The organism is Streptomyces sp. NPDC048600 (assembly GCF_055587025.1).
Genome location: NZ_JBVJGZ010000011.1, coordinates 194,887 through 216,605, shown reverse-complemented (window position 1 = coordinate 216,605; position 21,719 = coordinate 194,887). Strand labels below are relative to the sequence as shown.

15 protein-coding genes are annotated in these 21,719 nt (G+C 72.4%); 7 read left to right on the top strand and 8 right to left on the bottom strand.

Annotated features, from left to right (window positions below; translation table 11 throughout):
- Positions 1–131 precede the first annotated feature (131 nt).
- Complete coding sequence (locus ACZ6SQ_RS17705; RefSeq protein WP_469562599.1) at positions 132–6,863, top strand: polymorphic toxin-type HINT domain-containing protein; 6,732 nt, start codon at positions 132–134, stop codon at positions 6,861–6,863.
- Positions 6,864–6,979: 116 nt separating this feature from the next.
- Here the strand turns inward: ACZ6SQ_RS17705 and ACZ6SQ_RS17700 are convergent, their stop codons facing one another.
- From ACZ6SQ_RS17700 to ACZ6SQ_RS17690, 3 genes are all read right to left on the bottom strand, one after another.
- On the bottom strand, positions 6,980–7,360 hold the full coding sequence (locus ACZ6SQ_RS17700; RefSeq protein ID WP_469562597.1) for a hypothetical protein: 381 nt from the start codon (positions 7,358–7,360) through the stop codon (positions 6,980–6,982).
- A gap of 90 nt (positions 7,361–7,450) precedes the next feature.
- Positions 7,451–8,452 carry a mechanosensitive ion channel family protein gene (locus ACZ6SQ_RS17695; protein ID WP_469562595.1) on the bottom strand — a complete coding sequence of 334 codons (1,002 nt, stop codon included), beginning with the start codon at positions 8,450–8,452 and terminating at the stop codon, positions 7,451–7,453.
- Positions 8,453–8,668: 216 nt separating this feature from the next.
- Positions 8,669–9,592: an NADP-dependent oxidoreductase gene (locus ACZ6SQ_RS17690; RefSeq protein WP_469562592.1), complete on the bottom strand. Its 924-nt coding sequence runs from the start codon at positions 9,590–9,592 to the stop codon at positions 8,669–8,671.
- Positions 9,593–9,753: 161 nt separating this feature from the next.
- Between ACZ6SQ_RS17690 and ACZ6SQ_RS17685 the strand changes: the two genes are divergently transcribed.
- Together ACZ6SQ_RS17685 and ACZ6SQ_RS17680 are read left to right on the top strand one after the other, a co-directional pair.
- Positions 9,754–10,797, top strand: a complete 1,044-nt coding sequence (locus ACZ6SQ_RS17685) for a GlxA family transcriptional regulator (RefSeq protein ID WP_469562590.1) — start codon at positions 9,754–9,756, stop codon at positions 10,795–10,797.
- Positions 10,798–10,950: 153 nt separating this feature from the next.
- Positions 10,951–12,471, top strand: a complete 1,521-nt coding sequence (locus ACZ6SQ_RS17680) for a catalase (RefSeq protein ID WP_469562588.1) — start codon at positions 10,951–10,953, stop codon at positions 12,469–12,471.
- Positions 12,472–12,523: 52 nt separating this feature from the next.
- On the opposite strand, the gene ACZ6SQ_RS17675 is transcribed toward ACZ6SQ_RS17680, so the two are convergent.
- From ACZ6SQ_RS17675 to ACZ6SQ_RS17665, 3 genes are all read right to left on the bottom strand, one after another.
- Positions 12,524–13,690, bottom strand: a complete 1,167-nt coding sequence (locus tag ACZ6SQ_RS17675) for a peptidoglycan recognition protein family protein (protein ID WP_469562586.1) — start codon at positions 13,688–13,690, stop codon at positions 12,524–12,526.
- 182 nt (positions 13,691–13,872) lie between these two features.
- Positions 13,873–14,340 carry an HIT family protein gene (locus tag ACZ6SQ_RS17670; protein ID WP_469562585.1) on the bottom strand — a complete coding sequence of 156 codons (468 nt, stop codon included), beginning with the start codon at positions 14,338–14,340 and terminating at the stop codon, positions 13,873–13,875.
- Positions 14,341–14,383: 43 nt separating this feature from the next.
- Entirely contained in the window at positions 14,384–15,970 is a 1,587-nt protein-coding gene (locus ACZ6SQ_RS17665; protein WP_469562584.1) for a PP2C family protein-serine/threonine phosphatase, read from the bottom strand.
- A gap of 104 nt (positions 15,971–16,074) precedes the next feature.
- Here ACZ6SQ_RS17665 and ACZ6SQ_RS17660 point away from each other — a divergent pair, with 104 nt between their 5' ends.
- Positions 16,075–16,494 carry a hypothetical protein gene (locus ACZ6SQ_RS17660; protein ID WP_469562583.1) on the top strand — a complete coding sequence of 140 codons (420 nt, stop codon included), beginning with the start codon at positions 16,075–16,077 and terminating at the stop codon, positions 16,492–16,494.
- Positions 16,495–16,625: 131 nt separating this feature from the next.
- Positions 16,626–17,273 (top strand): DUF3105 domain-containing protein, encoded by a 648-nt coding sequence (locus ACZ6SQ_RS17655; RefSeq protein ID WP_469562581.1) that lies wholly within the window; start codon positions 16,626–16,628, stop codon positions 17,271–17,273.
- Positions 17,274–17,509: 236 nt separating this feature from the next.
- Here the strand turns inward: ACZ6SQ_RS17655 and ACZ6SQ_RS17650 are convergent, their stop codons facing one another.
- Positions 17,510–17,722 (bottom strand): hypothetical protein, encoded by a 213-nt coding sequence (locus tag ACZ6SQ_RS17650; RefSeq protein WP_469562579.1) that lies wholly within the window; start codon positions 17,720–17,722, stop codon positions 17,510–17,512.
- 485 nt (positions 17,723–18,207) lie between these two features.
- On the opposite strand from ACZ6SQ_RS17650, the gene ACZ6SQ_RS17645 reads away from it, so the two are divergent.
- The gene (locus ACZ6SQ_RS17645) at positions 18,208–18,945 is read left to right on the top strand and encodes a DUF1775 domain-containing protein (protein WP_469562576.1); all 738 of its coding nucleotides are present in this window, start codon (positions 18,208–18,210) and stop codon (positions 18,943–18,945) included.
- A gap of 148 nt (positions 18,946–19,093) precedes the next feature.
- The gene (locus tag ACZ6SQ_RS17640; protein ID WP_469562574.1) at positions 19,094–21,499 is read left to right on the top strand and encodes a bifunctional serine/threonine-protein kinase/ABC transporter substrate-binding protein; all 2,406 of its coding nucleotides are present in this window, start codon (positions 19,094–19,096) and stop codon (positions 21,497–21,499) included.
- Here the strand turns inward: ACZ6SQ_RS17640 and ACZ6SQ_RS17635 are convergent, their stop codons facing one another.
- Positions 21,500–21,679: a DUF6480 family protein gene (locus tag ACZ6SQ_RS17635; protein WP_386382673.1), complete on the bottom strand. Its 180-nt coding sequence runs from the start codon at positions 21,677–21,679 to the stop codon at positions 21,500–21,502.
- Positions 21,680–21,719: the final 40 nt, after the last annotated feature.

Sequence of the window (21,719 nt, the reverse complement as noted above, 5' to 3'; positions counted from 1 at the left end):
TGGGCACTTTGAGACCCTTCGCGCCCCACTTGTGTCAACTTGGCTCACTTCGCTCCCACTTACCTCCGCATTACCTTTGCACGAGCACCACACATGTGGTGCACAGCAAACTCAAAAGAGACCGAGGAGTCATGACCATCCACATACCCGCTCCCGATGAGCGTGGTCGGCTTTGGTCCGGGGGGACACTCCGCTACGTCGCGGGGGGCGTTGCCCTGGCGCTGGCCGTCTCGCTGCTCGACAGTACGAGCGCGGCGTTCGCGGCCGACAGGGACAAGGCCCGCAAGGAAACGAAGCCGTCGGTGACACACGCGGCCGACATCCCGTCGGCGCGGGTGGCCGCGCGCCTGTCCGGAAAACGTGTCGAGGCCCTCTCCGAGCGCACCGAGACCTCGACGACATGGGCGAACAAGAACGGCTCGCTCACCACCGAACTCACCGCCGGCCCGATCCGCTTCCAGGAGAACGGCCGCTGGCGGCCGGTGAACCTGAACCTGGTCGAGCGGAACGGCGGCGCGGTCGAGTCCGTCGGCCACCCCAACGGGCTGCGCCTCAACCCCGGCGGCGGCGTCAAGGCCCGCTCGCTGAGCGCGGCGGCCACCGCCGGGGCGCGCGATCTCGTGACCCTGGGCGAGGGCGACGAGCAGATCACCCTCCAGTGGAAGGGCGGTCTGCCCAAGCCGCGCCTGGACGGCAACCGCGCCACCTACGCGGAAGCCGTGCCCGGCGCCGACGTCGTCGTGGAGGCGACCCGCACCGGGTACGAGCAGTACGTCGACATCCGGGAGCGCCCGCGCACGGACGGCTACACCTACACCCTGCCCCTCAAGGCCAAGGGCCTGACGGTGAAGCAGCAGAAGGACGGCAGCCTCCTCTTCACCGACCGCAGGAACAGGAAGCGGGCCGTCATGCCCGCCCCGGTGATGTGGGACGCGAGCACCGACAAGGTCTCCGGGGAGCACACCCACCGTGCGAAGGTCGGCCTGAAGGCCGTCCGGCGCGGCGCCTCGGTGGACCTGGTCGTCACCCCGGACCCGAAGTTCCTCGCCGACCCGAGGACCCGGTACCCGGTGACGGTGGACCCGTCCACCTCCGCGCTGAGCAACGTCTTCGACACCTACGTCCAGCAGGGCGAGACCGTCGACTGGTCCGCCGACACCGAGCTGGACCTCGGCAACCCGGGCACGAAGAACGCCGACGGCACCTTCCGCACGGCCCGTTCGTTCGTCTCCTGGAACACCGCGCCGATCGCGGACGCCCTGGTGACGGACGCGAAGCTGTCACTGTGGAACTTCCACTCCGGCAACTACACGGGCTCGTCGTGCCCCAACCAGCCGTGGGAGGTGTGGTCCACGGGGGCCGCGTCGACCTCCTCGCGCTGGACGGCCCAGCCGGCCTGGACCGCCGAGAAGGCATCCTCGTCGGAGACCAGGGGCAACGCCTCGTGCGGCAGCCAGCCGGACGGGTGGATCAACGCCAACGTCACCACCCTGGTGCAGGAATGGGCGTCGGCGAAGGCCGCCAAGTCCCACATGGGTCTGCGCGCCTCCGACGAGAGCGTCACCGGGCAGTGGAAGCGCGTCAACTCCGCCAACGCGGCCTCCAACCCGCCGAAGCTGGTCGTGACGTACAACTACCGGCCGCGTACGGGGACCAAGCAGGAGGCGGGACCGCCGTTCTTCTCCTACGGCGGCGACTACGTGGTCAACACCACGACCCCGACGCTGCGGGACACCTTCGTCGACCCCAACGGCGACAAGGTCAACGGCACCTTCCAGATCTTCGACTCCGCCACCAACGCCCAGGTCGGCAACGTCATCGTGTCCCCCTGGGTGAACTCCGGGCAGGTCGCCTCCGTGACCGTCCCCGCCGGGGTGCTGACGAACGGGAAGACGTACAAGTTCCGCAGCAGCCCGTACGACGGGGCGCACTACAACCTGGGCTGGTCGGCGTGGAAGACCTTCACGGTCGACACCGCCGCCCCGTCCGCGCCGACGGGCGTCACCTCCACCGACTATCCGTCCACCGCGTGGGTCAAGGGCGCCGGGCAGACCGGTACGTTCACCGTCACCCCCAACGGCCCCGACCACAACTGGCTCGAGTGGTCGCTGGACGGCGTGACCTGGACCAAGGTCGGTACCGGCGGCTCCGCCGCCGCCAAGGCCATCGGCGTCGCCCCGCCGAAGGACGGCACGCACACCCTCCAGGTCCGTCAGGTCGACAAGGGCGACAACAAGTCCGAGGCGGTCGAGTACACCTTCCACGCCGGACCGGGCGGCTTCGTCCGGCCCGACGAGGGTGAGCGCACCGCACGCCGGCTGCCGCTGGTCGCCGAGGCCGACGGATCGAAGTACGACAAGGTGTCGTTCTCCTGGCGCCGCTCCGAGGCCGACGCGTGGACGCCGATCCCCGCGGCCCATGTCACCTCCGGCGGCAGTGCGCTGACCGCCTGGCCGGTGACGCTCACGGCCGGGCGCAACGACCAGCTCGTGTGGGACACGACCACCACGGTCGACCCCGACGGCACCGTCCAGATCAAGGCCGACTTCACCGGCCCGGGCTCCGCCTCCGGCAGCACGCAGCCGCTCACCGTCGTCGTCGACCGCACCGCCTCCGGTGCCGCGACCGACGAGATCGGTCCCGGCTCGCTGAACCTGCTGACCGGTGACTACACCCTGTCCGCCACCGACACCACGCACTTCGACCTGTCGGTGACCCGCACCGCCTCCTCCCGCAAGCCGGACGCCGGGGCGCGGCAGACGGGCCAGGTGGCCGTCTTCGGCGAGGAGTGGGTGTCGGGCACGGCCGCCGAGGCCACCGACTCCGACTACTCGCACCTGCAGCGGATCTCCGACACGGCCGTGGCCGTCGTGGACCTGGAGGGCGAGGAGATCTCCTTCACCGCCAACGCGGCGAAGACCGGCTGGATCCCGGAGCCCGGCTCCGAGGAGCTGACCCTCACCGGCAGCGTGACCGGCAGCTTCACCCTCGCCGACACCGAGGGCACCGTCACGGAGTTCACCAAGCCGGACGCGGCCGCCACCACCTGGCAGGTGTCCAGCGCGCTGATGGACGGCCTGGCCCAGACCTCGACGACCGTGGTCTCCGAGACGGTGAACGTCGCGGGCAAGACACTGGCCCGCCCCAAGCGGGTCGTCGCGCCGACCTCGGCCGCGTCCGCCGCGACGTGCACGGCCACGCCCGCCACCAAGGGCTGCCGCACCCTGGAGTTCGTCTACGCGACGACCACCACCGCGAACGCCACCACCCTCGGTGACTTCGCCGGCCAGGTGAAGGAGATCCGCCTCTGGTCCACCGACCCCGGCGCCGCCTCGGCGACCGCCAAGGCCGTGCAGACCTACCGCTACGACGCGGACGGCCGGCTCACCGAGACCTGGAACCCGCTGATCAGTCCCGCGCTGAAGACGCAGTACGGCTACGACGCCGCGGGCCGGGTCACCCAGGTCACCCCGCCCGGTCAGCTGCCGTGGACGTTCACCTACGGCAAGGCCGGTGCGAGCAGCGCGGCCGGGGACGGCATGCTGCTCAAGGCGTCGCGGCCCGCGCTGCGCCAGGGCACCCTCGACGTGGTGGACGGCGAGTCCGCCACCAGCGTCGTCTACGACGTGCCGCTGACGGGCACCACCGCCCCGTACAGGATGGGCGCCGCCGAGGTGAAGGCCTGGGGCCAGACGGACGCGCCGACCGACGCGACCGCCGTGTTCCCCGCCGACGCCGCCCCGGTGTCGAACTCGGGCGGCGCGCTCACCGCCACGTCCTACGGGCGTGCGGACGTCACCTACATGGGCGCCTCGGGCCGCGCGGTGAACGCCGCGACGCCCGGCGGGCACATCACCACGAGCGAGTACGACCGCTTCGGCAACACCGTCCGTGAACTGACGGCGGCCAACCGGGCGTTGGCGCTCGGCACGACCGCCGCGGACCGTGCCGCGCAGGCCGAGCTGGGCATCGCCTCGCTGGCCTCCGCCGAGCGCGCCGACCTGCTCACCACGAAGTCGGTGTACAACGACAACGGCACCCGGGAGCTGGAGGAGTTCGGCCCGCTGCGGCGTGTCGACCTCACCGCGGACCTGAAGTCCGGAACCACCACCCTGGTGGGGGCGGGCTCGCCCGTCACCGCGCGGAGCTGGACGGTCAACGAGTACGACGCGGGCCGCCCGACCGACGGCACCGCCAAGGTGAAGGACCAGGTCACCCGGGTCACCACCGGCGCCCAGGTGCGCGAGCACCCCGCGGTGCACGGCGAGACACGGGTCGTGCAGACCGTGTACGACTGGGCCAAGGGCCTGCCGGTGAAGTCGGTCCAGGACCCGGCGGGTCTGGCGATCACCACCACCACCGAGTACGACGCGCTGGGCCGTGTGGTCAAGACGTACAACACGGGCAGCACCGGCACCGACGCGGGCACCGTGACGACCGCGTACTGGTCCGCGACCGGTACCGGCACCTGTGCCGGCCGCCCGGAGTGGGCCGACCTGGTGTGCTCCACCGGGCCCGGCGGAGCCGTCACCGGCGGCGGCAGCAACCCGGCCCAACTGCCCGTCACCACCACCGAGTACGACTGGTGGGGCAACGCCACGGTCGGCCGGGACACCGCGAACGGTGTCACGCGCACCACGACCACCACGTACGACGCGGCGGGCCGCCCCGTCACCGTCAAGGTCACCGGGGGCAGCGGCCAGGCCGTCCCGGAGGCCACGACCGAGTACGACCCGGCCACCGGCCAGGAGATCCGCACGACGTCACCGACCGGCGGCACCATCGCCCAGGTCCACGACAGGCTCGGCCGGCTCGCCTCCTACACGGACGCCGACGGCGGCCGGACCACCACCGAGTACGACCTGCTGGACCGCCCGGCCAAGGTCAGCGACACCGTCCCGTCCACCGTCACCTTCACCTACGACCACACCGCCGAGCCGCGCGGCCTGGCCACCAGGGCGACGGACTCCGTCGCGGGTGTCTTCCAGGCGACGTACGACGCGGACGGCTCGGTCGCCACGGAGAAGCTGCCCGGCGGCTACACCCTCACCCAGACCGAGGACACCACCGGCGCTCCCGTCGACCGCACGTACACCCGTGACAGCGACGGCACCGTGGTGATGTCCGACGCGGTCACCGAGTCCGTGCAGGGCCAGACCACCAGCCACGCCGGCTGGTCGGACCAGACCTACCGCTACGACGCCGCCGGACGACTCGTCCAGGTCGACGACACCGTGGAGACGGTCTGCACCCGGCGCACCTACGGGTTCGACAAGCACGCCAACCGCACGTCCCTGACCACGGCCGCCTCGGCGCCCGGTCTGGACTGCCCGACGACCGGGGGGACCAGCAGGACCTCGACGTTCGACTCCGCCGACCGCATCACCGACGCGGGCTACGTCTACGACGCGTTCGGCCGCACCACCGCCCTGCCCGGCGGCGTGAGCGTCGGCTACTACGCCAACGACCTCGCCCACCAGCAGACCGTCGGCGGCAAGCGGCAGACCTGGACCCTCGACGCCGCCCTGCGCTTCCGCGCCTGGACGGTGGAGACCAACACCGGCGGGACCTGGTCGCCGACCGAGAACAAGCTCAACCACTACGACGGCGACAACGACAATCCGCGCTGGATCGTCGAGAACACCGCCACCGGTGCCCTGACCCGCAACGTGGACTCCCTGTCCGGGAACCTCGGCGCGGTCACCAGCGCCACCGGTGACACCGTCCTCCAGTTCACCGACATCCACGGCGACGTGGCGCTCCAGCTCCCGCTGAACGCGGGCGAGGCGCCGATCGTCCTGGACACCGACGAGTACGGCAACGCGCGCGACCGCCAGCAGGCCGTGCGCTACGGCTGGCTGGGCGGCAAGCAGCGCTCCAGCGAGACGGTCGCCGGCTTCACCCTCATGGGCGTCCGCCAGTACAACCCCGCCACGGGCCGGTTCCTGTCCGTGGACCCCCAGCGGGGCGGCAACGCCAACGCCTACGAGTACTGCTCCGCCGACCCGGTCAACTGCTTCGACCTGGACGGCAAGTGGGGCTGGAAGAAGTTCTTCAAGAAGGCCAAGCGCTGGGCCTGGCGCAACAAGTGGGACATCGCGCTCACCGCGGCCGGCTTCATCCCCGGTCTGGGCGCGGCGGCCTGGGGCTACCGGGCCTACCGCGGCTACCGCGCTCTGCGCGCGGCACGGACCATCGGCCGCAGCTGCCGCTGGAACTCCTTCCTGCCCGAGACGCCGGTCGTCATGGCCGACGGCACCACGCTGCCGATCAGCCAGGTGAAGATCGGTGACCTGGTGCGGTCGGTGGACGAGATCACCGGTGAGAGCAAGGTGGCCCCGGTCACCGACGTGATCGTCGGTGACGGTACGAAGGATCTCGTCACCCTGTCCGTGGACGCGGACGGCGACGGACGGTCGCGGAAGATCACGGCGACCGCCAACCACCCGTTCTTCGTCCAGGGCCGCGGCTGGACCGACGCGTTCCGGCTCACCCCGGGCGCACGGCTGTCGGACCCGAGCGGGATCGCGCCGGAGGTCACGGCCACCAGCCGCACGCAGGCGGTCCGGACCGTCTTCAACCTGACCGTCGGCGGTACCCACACCTACTTCGTGGTGACCGACGGCCGGTCGGCGCTGGTCCACAACTGCGCCCGGTACATCCCCAAGAAGCGCAACGTGCTGAACTGGTGGCACCCCACCAGGTTCAGCAGCAAGGCCGCCGCGGTCCGCCACGCCAGGCAGGTCGCGCGTACCGGAGGCCGTTGCCGCTACCGGGGTCCGTGCGGCTCCGGCACCCATGTCCACGTCGACTTCATCAACCGGTTCGGACGGATCTTCCGCACCAACCACTACCGCTGGTGAACGAACCGGCCATGAGCCGGGATAAGTGAGACGCACGTATCGGGGCGGTCAGGAACTTCCTGACCGCCCCGACAACTTCCTGACCGCCCGGACCCGTTACCGCCGTCACCCCGGCGTCAGCAGAACTCCTCGACGTACAGCAGGACCCGGTCGTCCTCGGAGCGGAACTCGTAGGCCTGGTGCGTTCCCGGCCCGCCCGGCTCCAGCCGGTCCTTGAGCAGCTCCCAGGCCTCGTCGCGCCCCTCGGCGGGCACGGGCCGCAGGACCTCGCCCGCGCCCTCCCCGATGATCATCTCGTCCGCGCCGCGCACGAGCCGCTTGGCCAGCCGTACGTCCAGCGGGCCCCGGCTCCTCGTCCACAGACGGCCCCGGTCGTCGACGAGTTCACCCGAACTCGCGGGCGACAACTGCCCGATGCCCGGGTCCGACCCCTCCGTGTGCTCCAGGGAGGCCGTCACCTCGGCGAAACTCTTGTCGGACATTCGCTTCTTCGGCATGGGCCCAGTCTGACAGCTCGTGCGATGCGGACGGTCGCCGCGGCCCGTTCACCGGCGGCCGCGTCCTGCGTGGCGCCGCCGCTGGCCCGGTCAGCCCGGCACCGCGGGCGTGCCGGTGCTCCGGTCGCCGCTGCGCAGCCAGACGGTGCGCTGCGGGAAGGGGATGTCGATACCGGCGGCGTCCAGGGCGTCCTTGGCGCGCCGCCGAAGCTCCCGGGTGACACTCCACTGCTGGAGCGGCACGGTCTTGACGGCGAGCCGGACCACTACACCGTCGGCGTCCAGCGACTGCACGCCCCACACCGACGGATCCTCCAGCAGGAGGTCCTGGAAGTCCGGGTCGCGGTGCAGGGCACGCCCGGTCTCCTCGAGCACGTGGTACACCTCGTCCAGATCGGCCTCGTAGGCCACCGCGACGTCCAGGACGGCGCGAGCCCATTCCTGGCTGTCGTTGCGCACCCGCAGGATCTCGCCGTTGCGGATGTGCCACAGACCGCCGTTGAGGTCACGCACCTGCGTCAGCCGCAGCCCGACGTGCTCCACCTCGCCCACGGCCTCCCCGAGGTCGACCGAGTCACCGACGCCGTACTGGTCCTCGACCATGATGAGCAGGCCCGACAGATAGTCCGCGACGAGGCTCTGCGCCCCGAACCCGATCGCGAGGCCGACCACTCCCGCGCTGGCGAGCACCGGCCCGAGGGCGATACCCACCTGGTCGAGCACCATGGCCACGCCCATCAGGAACAGCACGATGGTCACCGCGCTGCTCAGCACCGAGCCGATCGTGCGTGCCCGCTGCTCGCGCCGCTGGCGGACCCGGGACGCGTCCCGGTACAGCACGGCCGCTCCGCGCCCCGACCTGCGCAGCCGCCGGACGCCGGACTCGCCCTCCGCGGGCTCCAGGATGCGCTGCACCGCCCGTGTGATGGCCCGCCGCGCCACCCAGTGGACCAGGGCCAGGACCCCGACGATCACGGCGATGCGCAGTGGGACGCCGATCAGCGCGGCAGTGTGGTCCTCGGCCCAGCCCGACCACGGAACGGCCGAGAGGAGGTCCGTGGCCATGGAGGACGGGCCTGGTGAGCGTGTCATGGGCGGGGGATCCAATCCTCGGATGCGGGTGCGACAACGGCTGCGCCTACCCACGGCCCTGACGGACATGAGTCCCCGCACGTGAGAACGATCACGGCTCGGCGCCGTCCGCGGTCCGGTACGCCCCTTCCGCCCGGTCTCCGCCCCACCGGCGGCCGGTCACCCGGTGCCAGGGCCGGTACCCGACCCCCGCGGGCACCGCGGGGGCCATCGCGCTCAGACGACCGTCAGGACGATCTTGCCCGTGGTCCGGCCCAGTTCGCCGATCTCGTGCGCCTTGGCGGCCTCGGCGAGCGGCAGCACCGTCTCCACGACCGGCTTCAGTTCGCCCCGCTCCGCCAGCGCGGCGAGCTCCCGCAGGCCCAGGTGGTCCGGCTCGACGAGGATCCATCGCGCCTCCACTCCGTCCCGGGCCGCGGGGACATCGTCCGGGCCGGGCAGGGTGATCAGCCGGCCGCCCTCGCGCAGGACCTTCAAGGAGCGCTCCGCGGTCTCGCCGCCGAGCCCGTCCAGGACCACGTCGACGTCGCGGACGGCGAACTCGAACCGCGCCGAGCGGTAGTCGATCACCTCGTCGGCGCCCAGCCGACGCACGAGGTCGTGCTTGGCGGCACTGGCGGTGCCGATGACGTACGCGCCGCGGGCCTTGGCGATCTGCACGGCGAGATGTCCGACGCCCCCGGCGGCCGCGTGGACCAGCACCCGCTCGCCGGGGCGGACGTCCGCCGCGTCCACCAGGGCCTGCCAGGCGGTGAGCGCGGCGAGCGGCAGCGCCGCGGCCTCGACGTGCGTCAGGCCCGCCGGCTTACGGGCCAGGTGCCGGGCCGGTGCCACGACGTACTCGGCGTACCCGCCCGCCTGGCGGGGGAACAGCGGCATCCCGAAGACCTCGTCGCCCGGGCGGAACAGGCCGACGCCGGGGCCGGCCGTCTCGACGGTGCCGGACACGTCCCAGCCGACCGCGGGTACCTCGCCCCACGCGATGAGGCCCCCGCTGGCGCGGGTCTTCCAGTCCACCGGGTTCACCCCGGCGGCGTGCACCCGCACCAGGACCTCGTTCAGTCCCGGCTCGGGGCGCTCCACCTCGCGCTCCACCAGCGTCTCGGGTCCGCCCCACCGCTCCACGACCATCGCACGCATGCTGTCCGCCCATTCCTTCGTCCGGTTCGGCTCGCGACCGGGCTGTCCCGGAGCGAGTTGTGCTCGCCGCCGGAGGTCTCCGGGAGCGACACCGTCCACATTCCGGTACGCCGGTCCCGCGTGGTGTTGGCCGTCCGGCCACCCTGTGACAGGATCTGGCCATGAGCGAGACGGCGACGGCATCGAAGAACGCGAGGTCCCGGGCGCGGAAGGCGCCCTCACGGCACCGGATCGCCGTGCTCGCCCTGCCCGGGGTGCCTCCCTTCGAGCTCGGCATCCCCTCCCGGGTCTTCGGCAGCGTCCACGACGCCGAGGGCCGCCCGCTGTACGAGGTCACCGTGTGCACCGCGGACGGTGCCCCGGTCCTGAGCGACGCGGGCTTCCATGTGCAGCCCGCGGCCGGCCCCGAGGCGCTGGCCGCCGCCGACACCGTGATCATCCCGCCCACCCACGCCATGCCCGAGCTGGGCCGGGGCGGTCCCCTTCCGGCCGAGGTCACCGCGGCCATCGCCGGCATCAGGCCCGGCGCCCGGCTGGTCTCCATCTGCACCGGTTCCTATGTGCTCGCCGCCGCCGGACTGCTCGACGGCCGGCCCGCCACCACCCACTGGAACCTGGCTCCCGAGTTCCGCCGCGCCTACCCCAGGGTCAAGGTCGACGAGGACGTCCTGTTCGTCGACGACGGCGACGTGCTGACCTCCGCGGGCGTGGCCGCGGGCGTCGATCTGTGCCTGCACATGATCCGCCGCGACCACGGGGCCGCCGCCGCCAACCAGGCCGCCCGCATGTGCGTCGTACCGCCCTGGCGGGACGGGGGACAGGCCCAGTACATCGACCGCCCGGTCCCCGATCCGACCGTCGCCAGTACCACCGCCACCCGCGCCTGGGCGCTGGAGCACCTCGGCGAGCCGCTCTCCCTCGCCCAGCTCGCCGAGCACGCCCGGATGAGCCTGCGCTCCTTCACCCGGCGCTTCCGCGACGAGGTCGGCATGACCCCGGTGCAGTGGCTCACCGCGCAGCGCCTGGAACTGGCCAAGCAGTTGCTGGAGACCAGCGACCTGCCGGTCGACCTCGTCGCGCACCGGGCCGGCTTCGGCTCCGCGAACTCGCTGAGGGCCCATATGAGATCCGCCTTCGGGGTCTCGCCGGCCGCCTACCGCCGGGCCTTCAGCCCGGTCGGCCACGCCGGACCCCGCGGCCGGTGAGGCGCGGCGCCCGCCCGGTCCCGCGTGCCCGATCCGCGACGGCCGGAGATCCGGACGTATGTCACAGGTGGGGCGTTTACCGTCGGCCGATCCGGGTCACGCGGCCCTCTGGAGTCCCTCCAGTGACGCGGCCGCGAAAGGAAGGCAGAGCCCATGACGGAGTTCCGACCCGCCACCACGACCGACTCGGGCGCCCCCGCCGAGACCGACGAACACTCGCTCACCGTCGGCCCCGGGGGACCGGTCCTGCTGCAGGACGCCTATCTGATCGAACAGATGGCACAGTTCAACCGGGAACGCGTCCCCGAGCGCCAGCCGCACGCCAAGGGAAGCGGGGCCTTCGGCCGCTTCGAGGTGACGGAGGACGTGAGCGCCTACACCAGAGCCGCCCTTTTCCAGCCCGGCACCCGCACCGACCTGGTCGTCCGCTTCTCGACGGTGGCCGGTGAACGGGGCAGCCCGGACACCTGGCGCGACCCGCGCGGCTTCGCGGTGAAGTTCTACACCGCCGAAGGCAACTACGACATGGTCGGCAACAACACGCCGGTGTTCTTCGTGAAGGACCCGATGAAGTTCCAGCACTTCATCCGGTCGCAGAAGCGCCGCGCGGACAGCAACCTGCGCGACCACGACATGCAGTGGGACTTCTGGACCCTCTCCCCGGAGTCCGCTCACCAGGTGACCTGGCTGATGGGCGACCGCGGCATCCCGCGCACCTGGCGCCATATGAACGGCTACTCCTCGCACACCTACATGTGGATCAACGCGAGCGGTGAGCGGTTCTGGGTGAAGTACCACTTCAAGACCGACCAGGGCATCGAGTTCTTCACCCAGCACGAGGCCGACCAGATGGCGGCGGTGGACACCGATTACCACATGCGCGACCTCTTCGAGCACATCCGAGACGGGGAGTTCCCCAGCTGGACTCTCCACGTCCAGGTGATGCCGTACGCGGACGCGGCGGGCTACCGGTTCAACCCCTTCGACCTCACCAAGGTGTGGCCGCACGGCGACTACCCGCTGATCCCCGTCGGCCGTATGACGCTCGACCGCAACCCCACGGACAACCACGCGGAGATCGAACAGGCCGCGTTCCAGCCCGACAACCTGGTCCCCGGCATCGGTCCCAGCCCGGACCGTATGCTCCTGGCCCGGCTGTTCTCCTACGCGGACGCACACCGCTACCGCATCGGCGCCAATTACCAGCAACTGCCGGTGAACGCGCCCGTCGTCGACGTCCACACGTACTCCAAGGACGGCGCGATGGCCTACCGGCGGACCAGCGACCCGGTCTACGCGCCGAACTCCAAGGGCGGCCCCGCCGCCGACACCGCCCGCCACGGCAGCCCGCCCAGCTGGGAGGCCGACGGCGAGATCACCCGCGCGGCCTACGTGGACCATCCCGAGGACGACGACTGGGGCCAGGCCGGCACCATGGTGCGCGAGGTCCTCGACGACGCCGCGCGCGACCGCCTCGTCGACAACGTCGTCGGCCACCTCCTCAACGGAGTCGGCGAACCCGTCCTCGAACGGGCCTTCGCGTACTGGTCCCATATCGACGAGGGCATCGGCAAGCGCGTCGCGGAGGGCGTACGCGCCAAGTCCGACGAGAAGGACCCGAAGGCCGCCGAGCAGGGCAACGCGGCGCGCAGTTCCATGCAGCACAAGGCCTGATCCGGCCGGGCCCGGCGGCCGGGCCCGGTCGGACGGCGCGGTCTCTGTGAGGTCAGGGTTTGGCGGGAGTCTTCCCTGCGGCGATGGCCCGGACGGCGGGCAGTTCGGCGTACAGCTTCTCGCCGGGGCACTCGGTGTTGTAGCCGTCGCGATGGCCGTGCAGGGTCGGCATGGTCAACGGGGCGCCCAGAAGCCAGGAGTTGTGGAAGTAGTTGGTGCCGTCGGCGCCCGCGGTGAGGGTGGTGGTGCCGGCCGGGTCGATGCCGTACTGGCCGAGTTTCCAGGCCGCCAGCGCGCCGAGGGAGTTCAGCACGGCCTGCGGCGGCGCGGCGGTGGTGAAGGTGCCGAGGACGGCGATCCCGGTGGTCTGGGTGTTGAACCCGTAGGCGTGGGCGCCCACGACGGCGCGGTCCACGCCGCCCTTGCGGCCCTCGTAGACCGTGCCGCACTTGTCGACGAGGAAGTTGTAGCCGATGTCCCGCCAGCCCAGCTGGTTGACGTGGTAGGCGTGGATCGCGCGGATCACCGCCGCGGCGTCGGCGCACGTGTAGCTGTTGGAGTCGGCCGTGTGGTGGACGACGGCGGCCTTGATCTTCCCGCTCGCCGCGTAGGTGGCGGCCTGGGAGCTGAGGGACTCGTCCGCGCCCCAGCCGGCCCGCGAGACGATCGTCGGCCTCGGGGCACCCGCGGCCCCCGGCGCGTTGGGTCCCGCCGCGGGCGGCGGCACGGTGGGCAGCGGGTCGATCGCGGTGCCCGGACCGGGGTCGACGAGGTCCAGGCGCAGGCCCTCGGGCAGGTCGGAGAGTTCCTCGCCCTCCGTGACGATGCGGACTTCCGCCTCGTCCGCCGTACCCACCCACAGCGGGTCGGTGCCGCCCCGGCGTGCGGAGTCGTCGCCATGGCTGTCGCCGCTGTCCAGCCGCTTCCACTCGGACCAGGCGAGGCTGCCGGAGGCCCGGGTCCGGACCTCCGCGACGCCGGTCAGCGGTGCCGCCGGATCGTCCCAGGTGACGCCGAGCATCCGGAACGGCGCGGCGGTGGTGGCATGCGTCACGGTGGTGCGGCCGGGGGCGAGTTCCACGGTGCGCACCTGGCCGCGTACGCCGTTCGGCGCGGGGGTCCCGGGATTCCTGAGGCTGTGCGCGGACGCCGCGAGAGCGGACTGCAGGGTCAGGGCTCCCAGCGCCAGGACCATGACTGCGCGTGCTGCGTGTCTCATGTACCTCTCTCCTGATCACGATGGCTGTGAGGACGCGCGGCGAGTGTGACAAGCGCGCACCGCTTGTCCGCTGATCGACGCGGACCGGGCACGGCAATGCGACCGATGAGCCCCCGGGCGGGGAACGAGGGATGCGCCGGACGGCGTACACGGGCCGGATCCGCCGGAACGGCCCGCGGACGTCACGGGGCGGAGTGGCCGGCGCGCAGACGTGCGCGAAGGGCGAGCGCGATCGCGTCGGCGGCCTCGGCGGACACCTGGTGCCGGCCGGGCTGCTTGAGCAGCTCGAAGACGCGGGAGCCACGCAGTTCCCGGGGAAGGTCGTGCATGCGCGGCATCACATGGAAGTGCACATGGGCGAACCCTTCGAGCTCGGCGAACTGCGCCACGTACGTCTTGACGCACCCGGTCACGTCCCGCAGCGCCCGGGACAGTACGACCTGCCAGATGCCGAGCGTCTCGGCCTCCGGGTCGGTGAGTTCGTGAACGGCCGTCACATGGCGGCGGGGCACCAGGACCAGCCATCCGGGAAGGGCCGTGCCGATGGCGTGCGCCACCCGCCAGTGCCGGTCCACGGCGATGCGCTCACGTGGCGGCAGATCGTCGCAGCGTGCTTCCTGGCCGCAGGTGTAGCAGTCGGCTGTCGTCATGTCAGGGAGCGTAGGGCGCACGGTTGTCCGGACGACGGGGCGATCAGGGCTCCTGCGCGACAGCCACCGACTCGGGGGGATTCGGGGTGCCGGGCTTCACCGGCGTCGCGCCGGCCGCGAGGAGGCTGACGTCGTCCCTCGCCCAGTCGATCGCGAACTGTTCGGCGGCGGCGTAGAGGGCGGTGACGGCGGCGAGCGGTGTGGGGTTGTCCAGGCCGGCCAGCACACGGGCGACGCGGTGGTCGCCGAACACCTCGCCGCCGCTGCCCCGGCCCTCGGTGAGACCGTCGGTCGACAGCACCAGCAGATCGCCGGGTCCGAGTCGGGTGGTGCGGGTCTCCCAGGTGCCGGGCGGGGTGTCCAGGAGCGGGTGGACGATGGGGCCGGTCGCCTCCAGGCGTTCGACCGTGCCGTCGGCCCGCCGCAGGAACGGCTCCTCGTGGCCGGCGTTCACCCAGGTGAGCGTGGCGTTCTCCGGGTCCAGGACGGCGACGGCGAGGGTGGTGAAGCGCTCCTCCTCGTCGGCCATGGCATGGTTCACCGCCCGCACCGAGGTGTCCAGATCCGCACCCAGCCGCAGCCCCACCATCACGACGCTCTTCAGGCGTACGGCCAGCAGCCCGGCCGCCACACCGTGCCCGCAGACGTCCCCGAGGAAGACGGCGGTCGTCCCGTCGGCCAGCGCCACCGTGCCGAGGTAGTCACCGGCGATCAGCCCCTCGGCTGCGCGGACGTCCCCGGCCACCACGATCCCGGGGCCCGGGTCCTCGCGGGCGGCCAGGATCTCGTGCAGGCCCGTGACCGCCGGCCCGACCTGGACGAGCGCCTCCTGGTCACGGCGGGACTGACGCTGGGACAGGGCCAGCCGCTCACGCACCCCCTCGGCCTCCCGGGTCAGACGGCCGATCCACCCCCGGCCGCTCCTGGGCCGTTCCCCGCCGGACGCGTCGCCGCTGGCCGCGCGCCGCAGGTCCCGGGCGAGCGCCCCCGCGGGGGCGAGATAGCGGCGTTGCAGCACCGCTGCCGCCGCCACCGCCGACACCAGCAGCGCGGCGGACAGGCCCAGGATGTAGAACATCACCCCGTTCATGTGCCAGGCCGTGTCCCGCACGTCCTGTTCCCTGCGCCGCTCCAGCAGCGCGCCGAACATCCGGGTCCGGGCGTCGACCGCCGCGTAGGTGCCCTCGGCCGGATCCGCGCCGACGGCGGACGCGGGCAGCGCGTACAGGCGCAGCCCGTTCGCCGCCGTACCGGTGCCGGCGTCCTCCAGCCATCGGGCGACAGTGCGATCGAGGTCCGTGAACCGGGCGTGCACCTCCGTGTCCGCACCGATGGCCAGCCGCCGCAGCGCTGCCAGGTGCTCGGCCGTCGCCGCCCGGGCGTCCCCGCGCAGTCCCTCGCCCGCGGCTCCGGCGAGTGCCGCCGCCCGCAGGTCACCCGCTCCCGCGCGGACTGCGCCGAGTTCGACCAGGGCGGGGCCCCAGCGGGTCTCGATCCTGCGGGCGGCCTGCTCGTGATGCGCGTTCAGCAGCAGCCCCACCAACGCGACGCAGGCCGCCAGCAACGCCGCCACGCCGACCATGGCGACGAGCAGCAGTCTCGACCCGGTCACCCCACGCAGCGACAGCACACGGCGACGCTACCGATCATCGAATCCCGCACCCGCTCCACCACGCCGGACCGGCGCCCGAGGCGTCGGCTCACCCGTCTCGCCGCCGTACTACGATCTGCCCGATGAGTCAGCGGCACGAGGGCTTCCGGAACACGGCACGGGGCAAGGCGCCGGTTCTCGTGCTGCGTTGGGCGGCGCTGCTCGCGGTGCTGATGTGGGCGCTTCCCGTGTGCGCCGCCCACGCGGCGGGGGAGCCGCTCCCCGCCACGCCTGTGACCGTGTCCGTCGTGACGGGCGGCGCCGAGGAGCGGCCGGCCCTCACACATGCCTGTCCAGACGGGGAGCACGGCCCCGGAGACACCCGCTGCCGTCCCGTGGGCGGACCGGCCGCGAGTACCTCGGCGCAGGCCGCGGCCGCGTCCCGCACGGCCGCCGACGCGGTCGCCGGGCCCGGCGTCCCGCAGGCCGCGACGGTACGGGGAGCACCGCAACTCCTCGCTCCCACCCCCGACATCCATCGCCTTCAGGTGCAGCGGACCTAGGAGAAGCAGACGCACGGCCGTTCCGCGAGCGGCCGTGCCCGCAGATCCTCCTGCCCCGCGACCGCGGGCGCAGGTCCGTACTCACCGTCCCACCGCGCCTCTTTGTCGCGCGGTGGGGAGAAGGACATGTCATGGGATCCAGCCGAGCGAAGCAGCAGCGTGCCGACCGCCGCGCGAGGATAGAGGAGATGCGCCGGGCCGAGGCCGCCCGGGACCGCCGCAACCGGATCGTCACGTGGACCCTCAGCGGCGTGATCGTCGCCGGGGTGATCGGCGGCGGCTGGTACTTCGTCCGGGACGCGCGGCAGGAGCGCGACGCGAAGGAGGCCGCGGCCGCCGCGCCGGTGAAGGGCGTCAGGACCTTCGAGGACCTGGCCCGGAACCACGTAGCCACCCCCGTCGAGTACAAGACCTCTCCGGGCGTCGGGGGCGATCACCACGCGGCCTGGGCCAACTGCGACGGCGACGTCTACGACAAGGAGATCGGCGAGACCAACGCCGTGCACTCCCTGGAACACGGCGCTGTGTGGATCACCTACAACGACAAGGCCGCCGAAGCCGACGTCAGCAGGCTCGAGGAGCGGGTGAAGAGGACGCCGTACACCCTGATGAGCCCGTTTGCCGGGCAGTCGGCCCCGATCACGCTGTCCGCCTGGGGCAGTCAGCTGGGCGTGGAGTCGGCGTCCGATCCGCGGGTGGAGCGGTTCCTGGCCAAGTACGTGCAGGGCGAGCAGACACCGGAGAAGGGTGCCGCCTGCACGGGAGGACTGACGGCGTAGCCAAGCGGCCGTCGTGCGCTCGACCGGCGCGGCGGCCCCGGCGGCGGCGGTCCGGGCCCGGACCGGGTGCCCGGGGTGAACGCCTCGGCACCACCCGCCGTATACGAGAAGGTGATCACGGCGAGCGGCGCTTCTCGGCCGCCGGGACGGCGGGAGATGGCGTTCACCTGACATGTGTGGGGCCGGGGAGGAAGATGGGCGACCGTGTCGGGTGATCATGTGACGGCGGGCCGCGGTCAGGGCGTCCGCCCGTTGCCGCGGGCCGTCGGACGCCTGCGCGCCGGGCTGTTCGCGGTCGTCGGCAGCGTCCTCGCGGCGCTCGGCCACCACACCGTCGCCGAGGGGGCGGTGCCGTGGCGGCTGGTGGCCGCCGCGGGTGTCGCCCAGTTCGCGCTGGTGCTGCCGTTCGCCCGCCGTCGACTGCCGCTGTGGCTGGTCGTCGGCTGCACGCTGGTGGCGCAGGGCGGACAGCATCTGGTGCTGAGCCGCGCGGCCGGAGGACATGAACCGGCCTCCGGCCGCGCCGGACACACCGGTCACCGTGCGGCGATGGCGGGGGACGGGCACGCCTGGCACCACGCCGGGTCGGCCATGACCGTCACCCATGTGCTGGCCGCCGTCGCGGTGGCGTGGCTGCTGCACCGCGCCGACACCGCCGTGGGCCTCGCTCTCACGGCGGCCCGGACCGCGCGTGCGGCCGCGGCGACGCTCCTGGCCCGGCTGCGGGTGCCGCGGCTCGTCGCGGACGACGTCCGCCGACCGTCGCGCGTACGGCTCGTCGGCCGGTTCCGGTGTCCGGCCGCGCCGAGGACACAACTCCTGAACCACGCGCTGGTGCGCAGAGGGCCTCCGGGACACGAGCACGTCCCGCACCGTCCCTCACCGGGCCGGGCTTCGGCCTGCCCGGCTTCAGCATCAGCAAGGAGTCCTCGACGTGTCCACCACCTCCCACGCCCCCGGCCGCGCCACGCGACGGACGGGCCTCGCCGCCGCCCTCGCGGTGACGGCCGTCCTCGCCCTGGCCGGCCCGGCCGCCGCACACGCCGAGGTCGAGGCCGACAATCCGCAGGCCCTGGCCGAGAACGTCACCCTCGCCTTCGTCACCGAGGCCGAGTCCGCCGAGGCGGGCTTCACCGAAGTGCGCGTCGTCCTCCCCGAGGGCATCGCGCCGGGTGACGTCACCCTCGTCGAAGCACCCAAGGGCTGGAAGTTCACGGCCACGGACGACGGTTACACCGTCGGCGGCCCGAAGCTCCCCGTCGGTACGGACGGGGAGTACAAGGTCAAGGTCCGGCAACTGCCGGACGCGAAGCAGCTGGTGTTCAAGACCGTCGAGACCTACAGCGACGGGGAGATCTCCCGCTGGATCGAACTGCCCGGCGCCGAGGGATCCGACCAGCCCGCGCCGGTCCTGGACCTGAAGCCCGCGGCGCCGGGCGCGAAGCCCCTCGCCCCCAGCCCCACGGCGAGCGAGACCCCCACCGCCACACCGTCGTCCGCGGCCCCCACGCCCACCGCGACAACCTCGACCACGGCCGCCGCGAAGGACAGCGACGAGGACGAGGGCGGTTCGACCGGCCTGATCGTCGGCGCGGTGATCGTGGCGCTGATCGCCGCGGGTGGCGGCGCCTGGTGGCTGCTCAAGCGCCGCGGCACCGCGTCCGCGGGCTGACCGGAGGCATCCGACGACCCCGTGGGGCCGGGCGTTGCCCGGCCTCACGGATCACACCTTCCGCACCGGGTCGAGGCACCGCTCCCGGGTGTGTGATCAAGCCACCGTTCCCTCACCTGAACGGCGCGGCACGACCTAGAGTGTGCGCGTGACCGAGCAGAACCCCGAACTCATCGCCGGCCGGTACCAGCTGGTCGAACGCATCGGCCAGGGCGGTATGGGCCGCGTCTGGCGCGGCGTGGACCAGCAGCTCTTCGGGCGCGAGGTCGCCGTCAAGGAGATCCTGTTCCCGCCGGGGCTGGAGGACGGTGACCGCGCCACACTGCTCAGGCGGTTCACCGGCGAGGCCCGCGCGGCGGTCACTCTCAGCCACCCCGGGATCATCACGATCCATGACGTGGTGGAGCACCACGGTGCCCCCGTCATCGTCATGGAGTTCATCCGCGGGGAGTCGCTGGCCGCCGCGCTCCGACGGCAGGGCAGGCTGTCCGTGCGGCGGGTCGCCGAGATCGGTGCCGCCATGCTCGACGCGCTCGAGGAGGCGCACGAGGGGCGGATCGTCCACCGCGACATCAAGCCGGACAACGTCCTGCTGACCAAGGACCGGGTCGTGCTCACCGACTTCGGTATCGCGCATCTCGCAGACGCCACGACGAAGTTGAGCCACAGCGGGATCGTCATCGGCACGCCGCAGTACATGCCCCCGGAGCAGTTGGAGGGCAAGCGCCCGACCCCGGCCAACGACCTGTGGGCGCTGGGCGCCACGCTGTATCACGCCGTCGAGGGGCAGCCGCCGTTCGAGGCGGAGGGTCTGCACGCCCTGGCCGTCGCCGTGTTCACCCGGCCGCTGCCGCCTCCGGTGCACGCCGGTCCCCTCGCGCCCGTACTGGAGGCGCTGCTCACCAAGGACCCGGAGCAGCGGGTGGGCGCCGCCGAGGCGGCCAGGATGCTGGCGTCGGTGCTGCGTTCGCTCCCGGCCCGTGACGATGACGCGGACGTCGTTCAGGAACCCGAGCCCGCGCACGATCCGACGCCGACCCCGCCATCGCCCCCGGCTCCGGACGCCGCCGCCGAGCAGACACCACCCCCCGCACCCCCGGCGCACACGCCCACGGTCCGTGACTCCGGGGCGGCCCCGGCCGACCCCCGGCGCCCGGTCCCGGACCGGCCGACCGGCCCGCCTCCGGTCCCCACCCCCGCCCCTACGCCCGCTCCCACCCCCTCGCCCGAGGACGTGGTGGCGTTGGGGACGACGGCCGCGGTGGAGAAGGACGAGCGCAGGTCCGTCCGGTCGCGCGCCCGCACCCGGCGTTCCGTGGTGCTCGGCGCGGCGCTGGCCACGCTCACGGCCGGTTCCGTCCTGACCTGGACGCTCTCCCATCAGGACGAGAAGCCCCATGGCGGCGGAGCGGCCGGCAGCGGCTCCGGGGCCTCCTCCGTCACGGTGGTGATCGGGGTGGACGCACCGCTCAGTGGTGGTCTGTCCTCCATGGGCCTCGGCATCCGCAACTCCGCCGACCTCGCGGTCAGGACGGCGAACGAGAAGGGCCACGTTCCCGGCGTCAAGTTCGAGCTGAAGGCCGTGGACGACATGGCCGACCCCTCGAAGGGCGCGTCGAACGCCGCCGAGTTCGTGTCCGACGCGAAGGTGCTGGGCGTCGTAGGACCGCTCAACTCCAGCGTGGCCCGGGCGCTGGTGCCGGCAATGGCCGAGGAGGACCTGGTCAACGTCTCCCCGGGCAACACCGACCCCGCGCTCACCCTGGGGACGGCCTGGGCCATGGGCACCAGGTCCCGCCCCTACGAGACGTACTTCCGCACGGTGACCACGGACGTGGACCAAGGGCCGTTCGCCGCCCGGTACCTGCACGACGAGGCCGGAAAGAGCAGGGTGTTCGTCATCGACGACAAGAGCGCCTACGGCACCGGTCTGGCGTCCGGTTTCACGGCCGAGTTCGAGAAGCTCGGCGGAACCGTGGTCGGCACGGAGCAGGTCGACCCCTCGCAGAGCGACTACCCCGGCCTCGCCGCGAAGGTCCGTGGCTCGGGCGCCGACGCCGTCTGGTTCGGCGGCTACTACGACACCGCCGGGGCGCTCTCCAAGGCGCTCAGGGAGGCCGGGGCCGACGTTCCCCTGATGGGCGGCGACGGCATCTTCGACCAGGAGTTCCTGACGTCCGGCCCGAAGACGGACGGGGACCTCGCCCTCAACATCGGCGTGCCCGCCGAAGACCAGGCGGGCGGACCGGACTTCCTCACCCGGTACCGCGAGGCGGGGTACTCGGAGCAGGCCGGCTGGTACGGACCGTACGCCTACGACGCCGCCTGGAGCCTCATCGAGGGCGTCAAGTCCGTCGTCGCGGCCAACGGCGGCAGGCTTCCCCGGGACGCCCGTACGAAGATGGCGGGGGCCGTGGCCGAGGTCGCCTTCGACGGGGTCACGGGCCATGTCGCCTTCGACGAGTACGGCGACACGCGCAACCGGCGCCTGACGGTGTACTCGGTGGCCTCCGGCCAGTGGAAGGCCGTCACCAGTGGCCCGGTCGCCGGCTGATCAGAGAGTGATGACGCGCACCAGGAAGAACGCCGCCACGAGAAGACAGCCGAGCACGATCAGGGACAGCCACACACGGGGGTGTTCCCAGATGCCGCCGTCCGGTCGTTCCTGATGCGCTTCGGCGATGGAGCCCTCCGCGGGGGGTGTCTCACCGGGAGGGGGCAGCGACTCGCTCATGGTCACGCCTCCCTGACGTCCTGGAGCGGAGAGACACCTT

Bases quoted from the DNA above. Each gene is read 5' to 3' on its own strand.
- ACZ6SQ_RS17670 (WP_469562585.1), bottom strand. From the start codon at position 14,340: ATGACGACAGCCGACTGCTACACCTGCGGCCAGGAAGCACGCTGCGAC.
- ACZ6SQ_RS17695 (WP_469562595.1), bottom strand. From the start codon at position 8,452: ATGACACGCTCACCAGGCCCGTCCTCCATGGCCACGGACCTCCTCTCG.
- ACZ6SQ_RS17700 (WP_469562597.1), bottom strand. From the start codon at position 7,360: ATGCCGAAGAAGCGAATGTCCGACAAGAGTTTCGCCGAGGTGACGGCC.
- ACZ6SQ_RS17655 (WP_469562581.1), top strand. From the start codon at position 16,626: ATGGGATCCAGCCGAGCGAAGCAGCAGCGTGCCGACCGCCGCGCGAGG.
- ACZ6SQ_RS17675 (WP_469562586.1), bottom strand. From the start codon at position 13,690: ATGAGACACGCAGCACGCGCAGTCATGGTCCTGGCGCTGGGAGCCCTG.
- ACZ6SQ_RS17690 (WP_469562592.1), bottom strand. From the start codon at position 9,592: ATGCGTGCGATGGTCGTGGAGCGGTGGGGCGGACCCGAGACGCTGGTG.
- ACZ6SQ_RS17705 (WP_469562599.1), top strand. From the start codon at position 132: ATGACCATCCACATACCCGCTCCCGATGAGCGTGGTCGGCTTTGGTCC.
- ACZ6SQ_RS17660 (WP_469562583.1), top strand. From the start codon at position 16,075: ATGAGTCAGCGGCACGAGGGCTTCCGGAACACGGCACGGGGCAAGGCG.
- ACZ6SQ_RS17635 (WP_386382673.1), bottom strand. From the start codon at position 21,679: ATGAGCGAGTCGCTGCCCCCTCCCGGTGAGACACCCCCCGCGGAGGGC.
- ACZ6SQ_RS17685 (WP_469562590.1), top strand. From the start codon at position 9,754: ATGAGCGAGACGGCGACGGCATCGAAGAACGCGAGGTCCCGGGCGCGG.
- ACZ6SQ_RS17680 (WP_469562588.1), top strand. From the start codon at position 10,951: ATGACGGAGTTCCGACCCGCCACCACGACCGACTCGGGCGCCCCCGCC.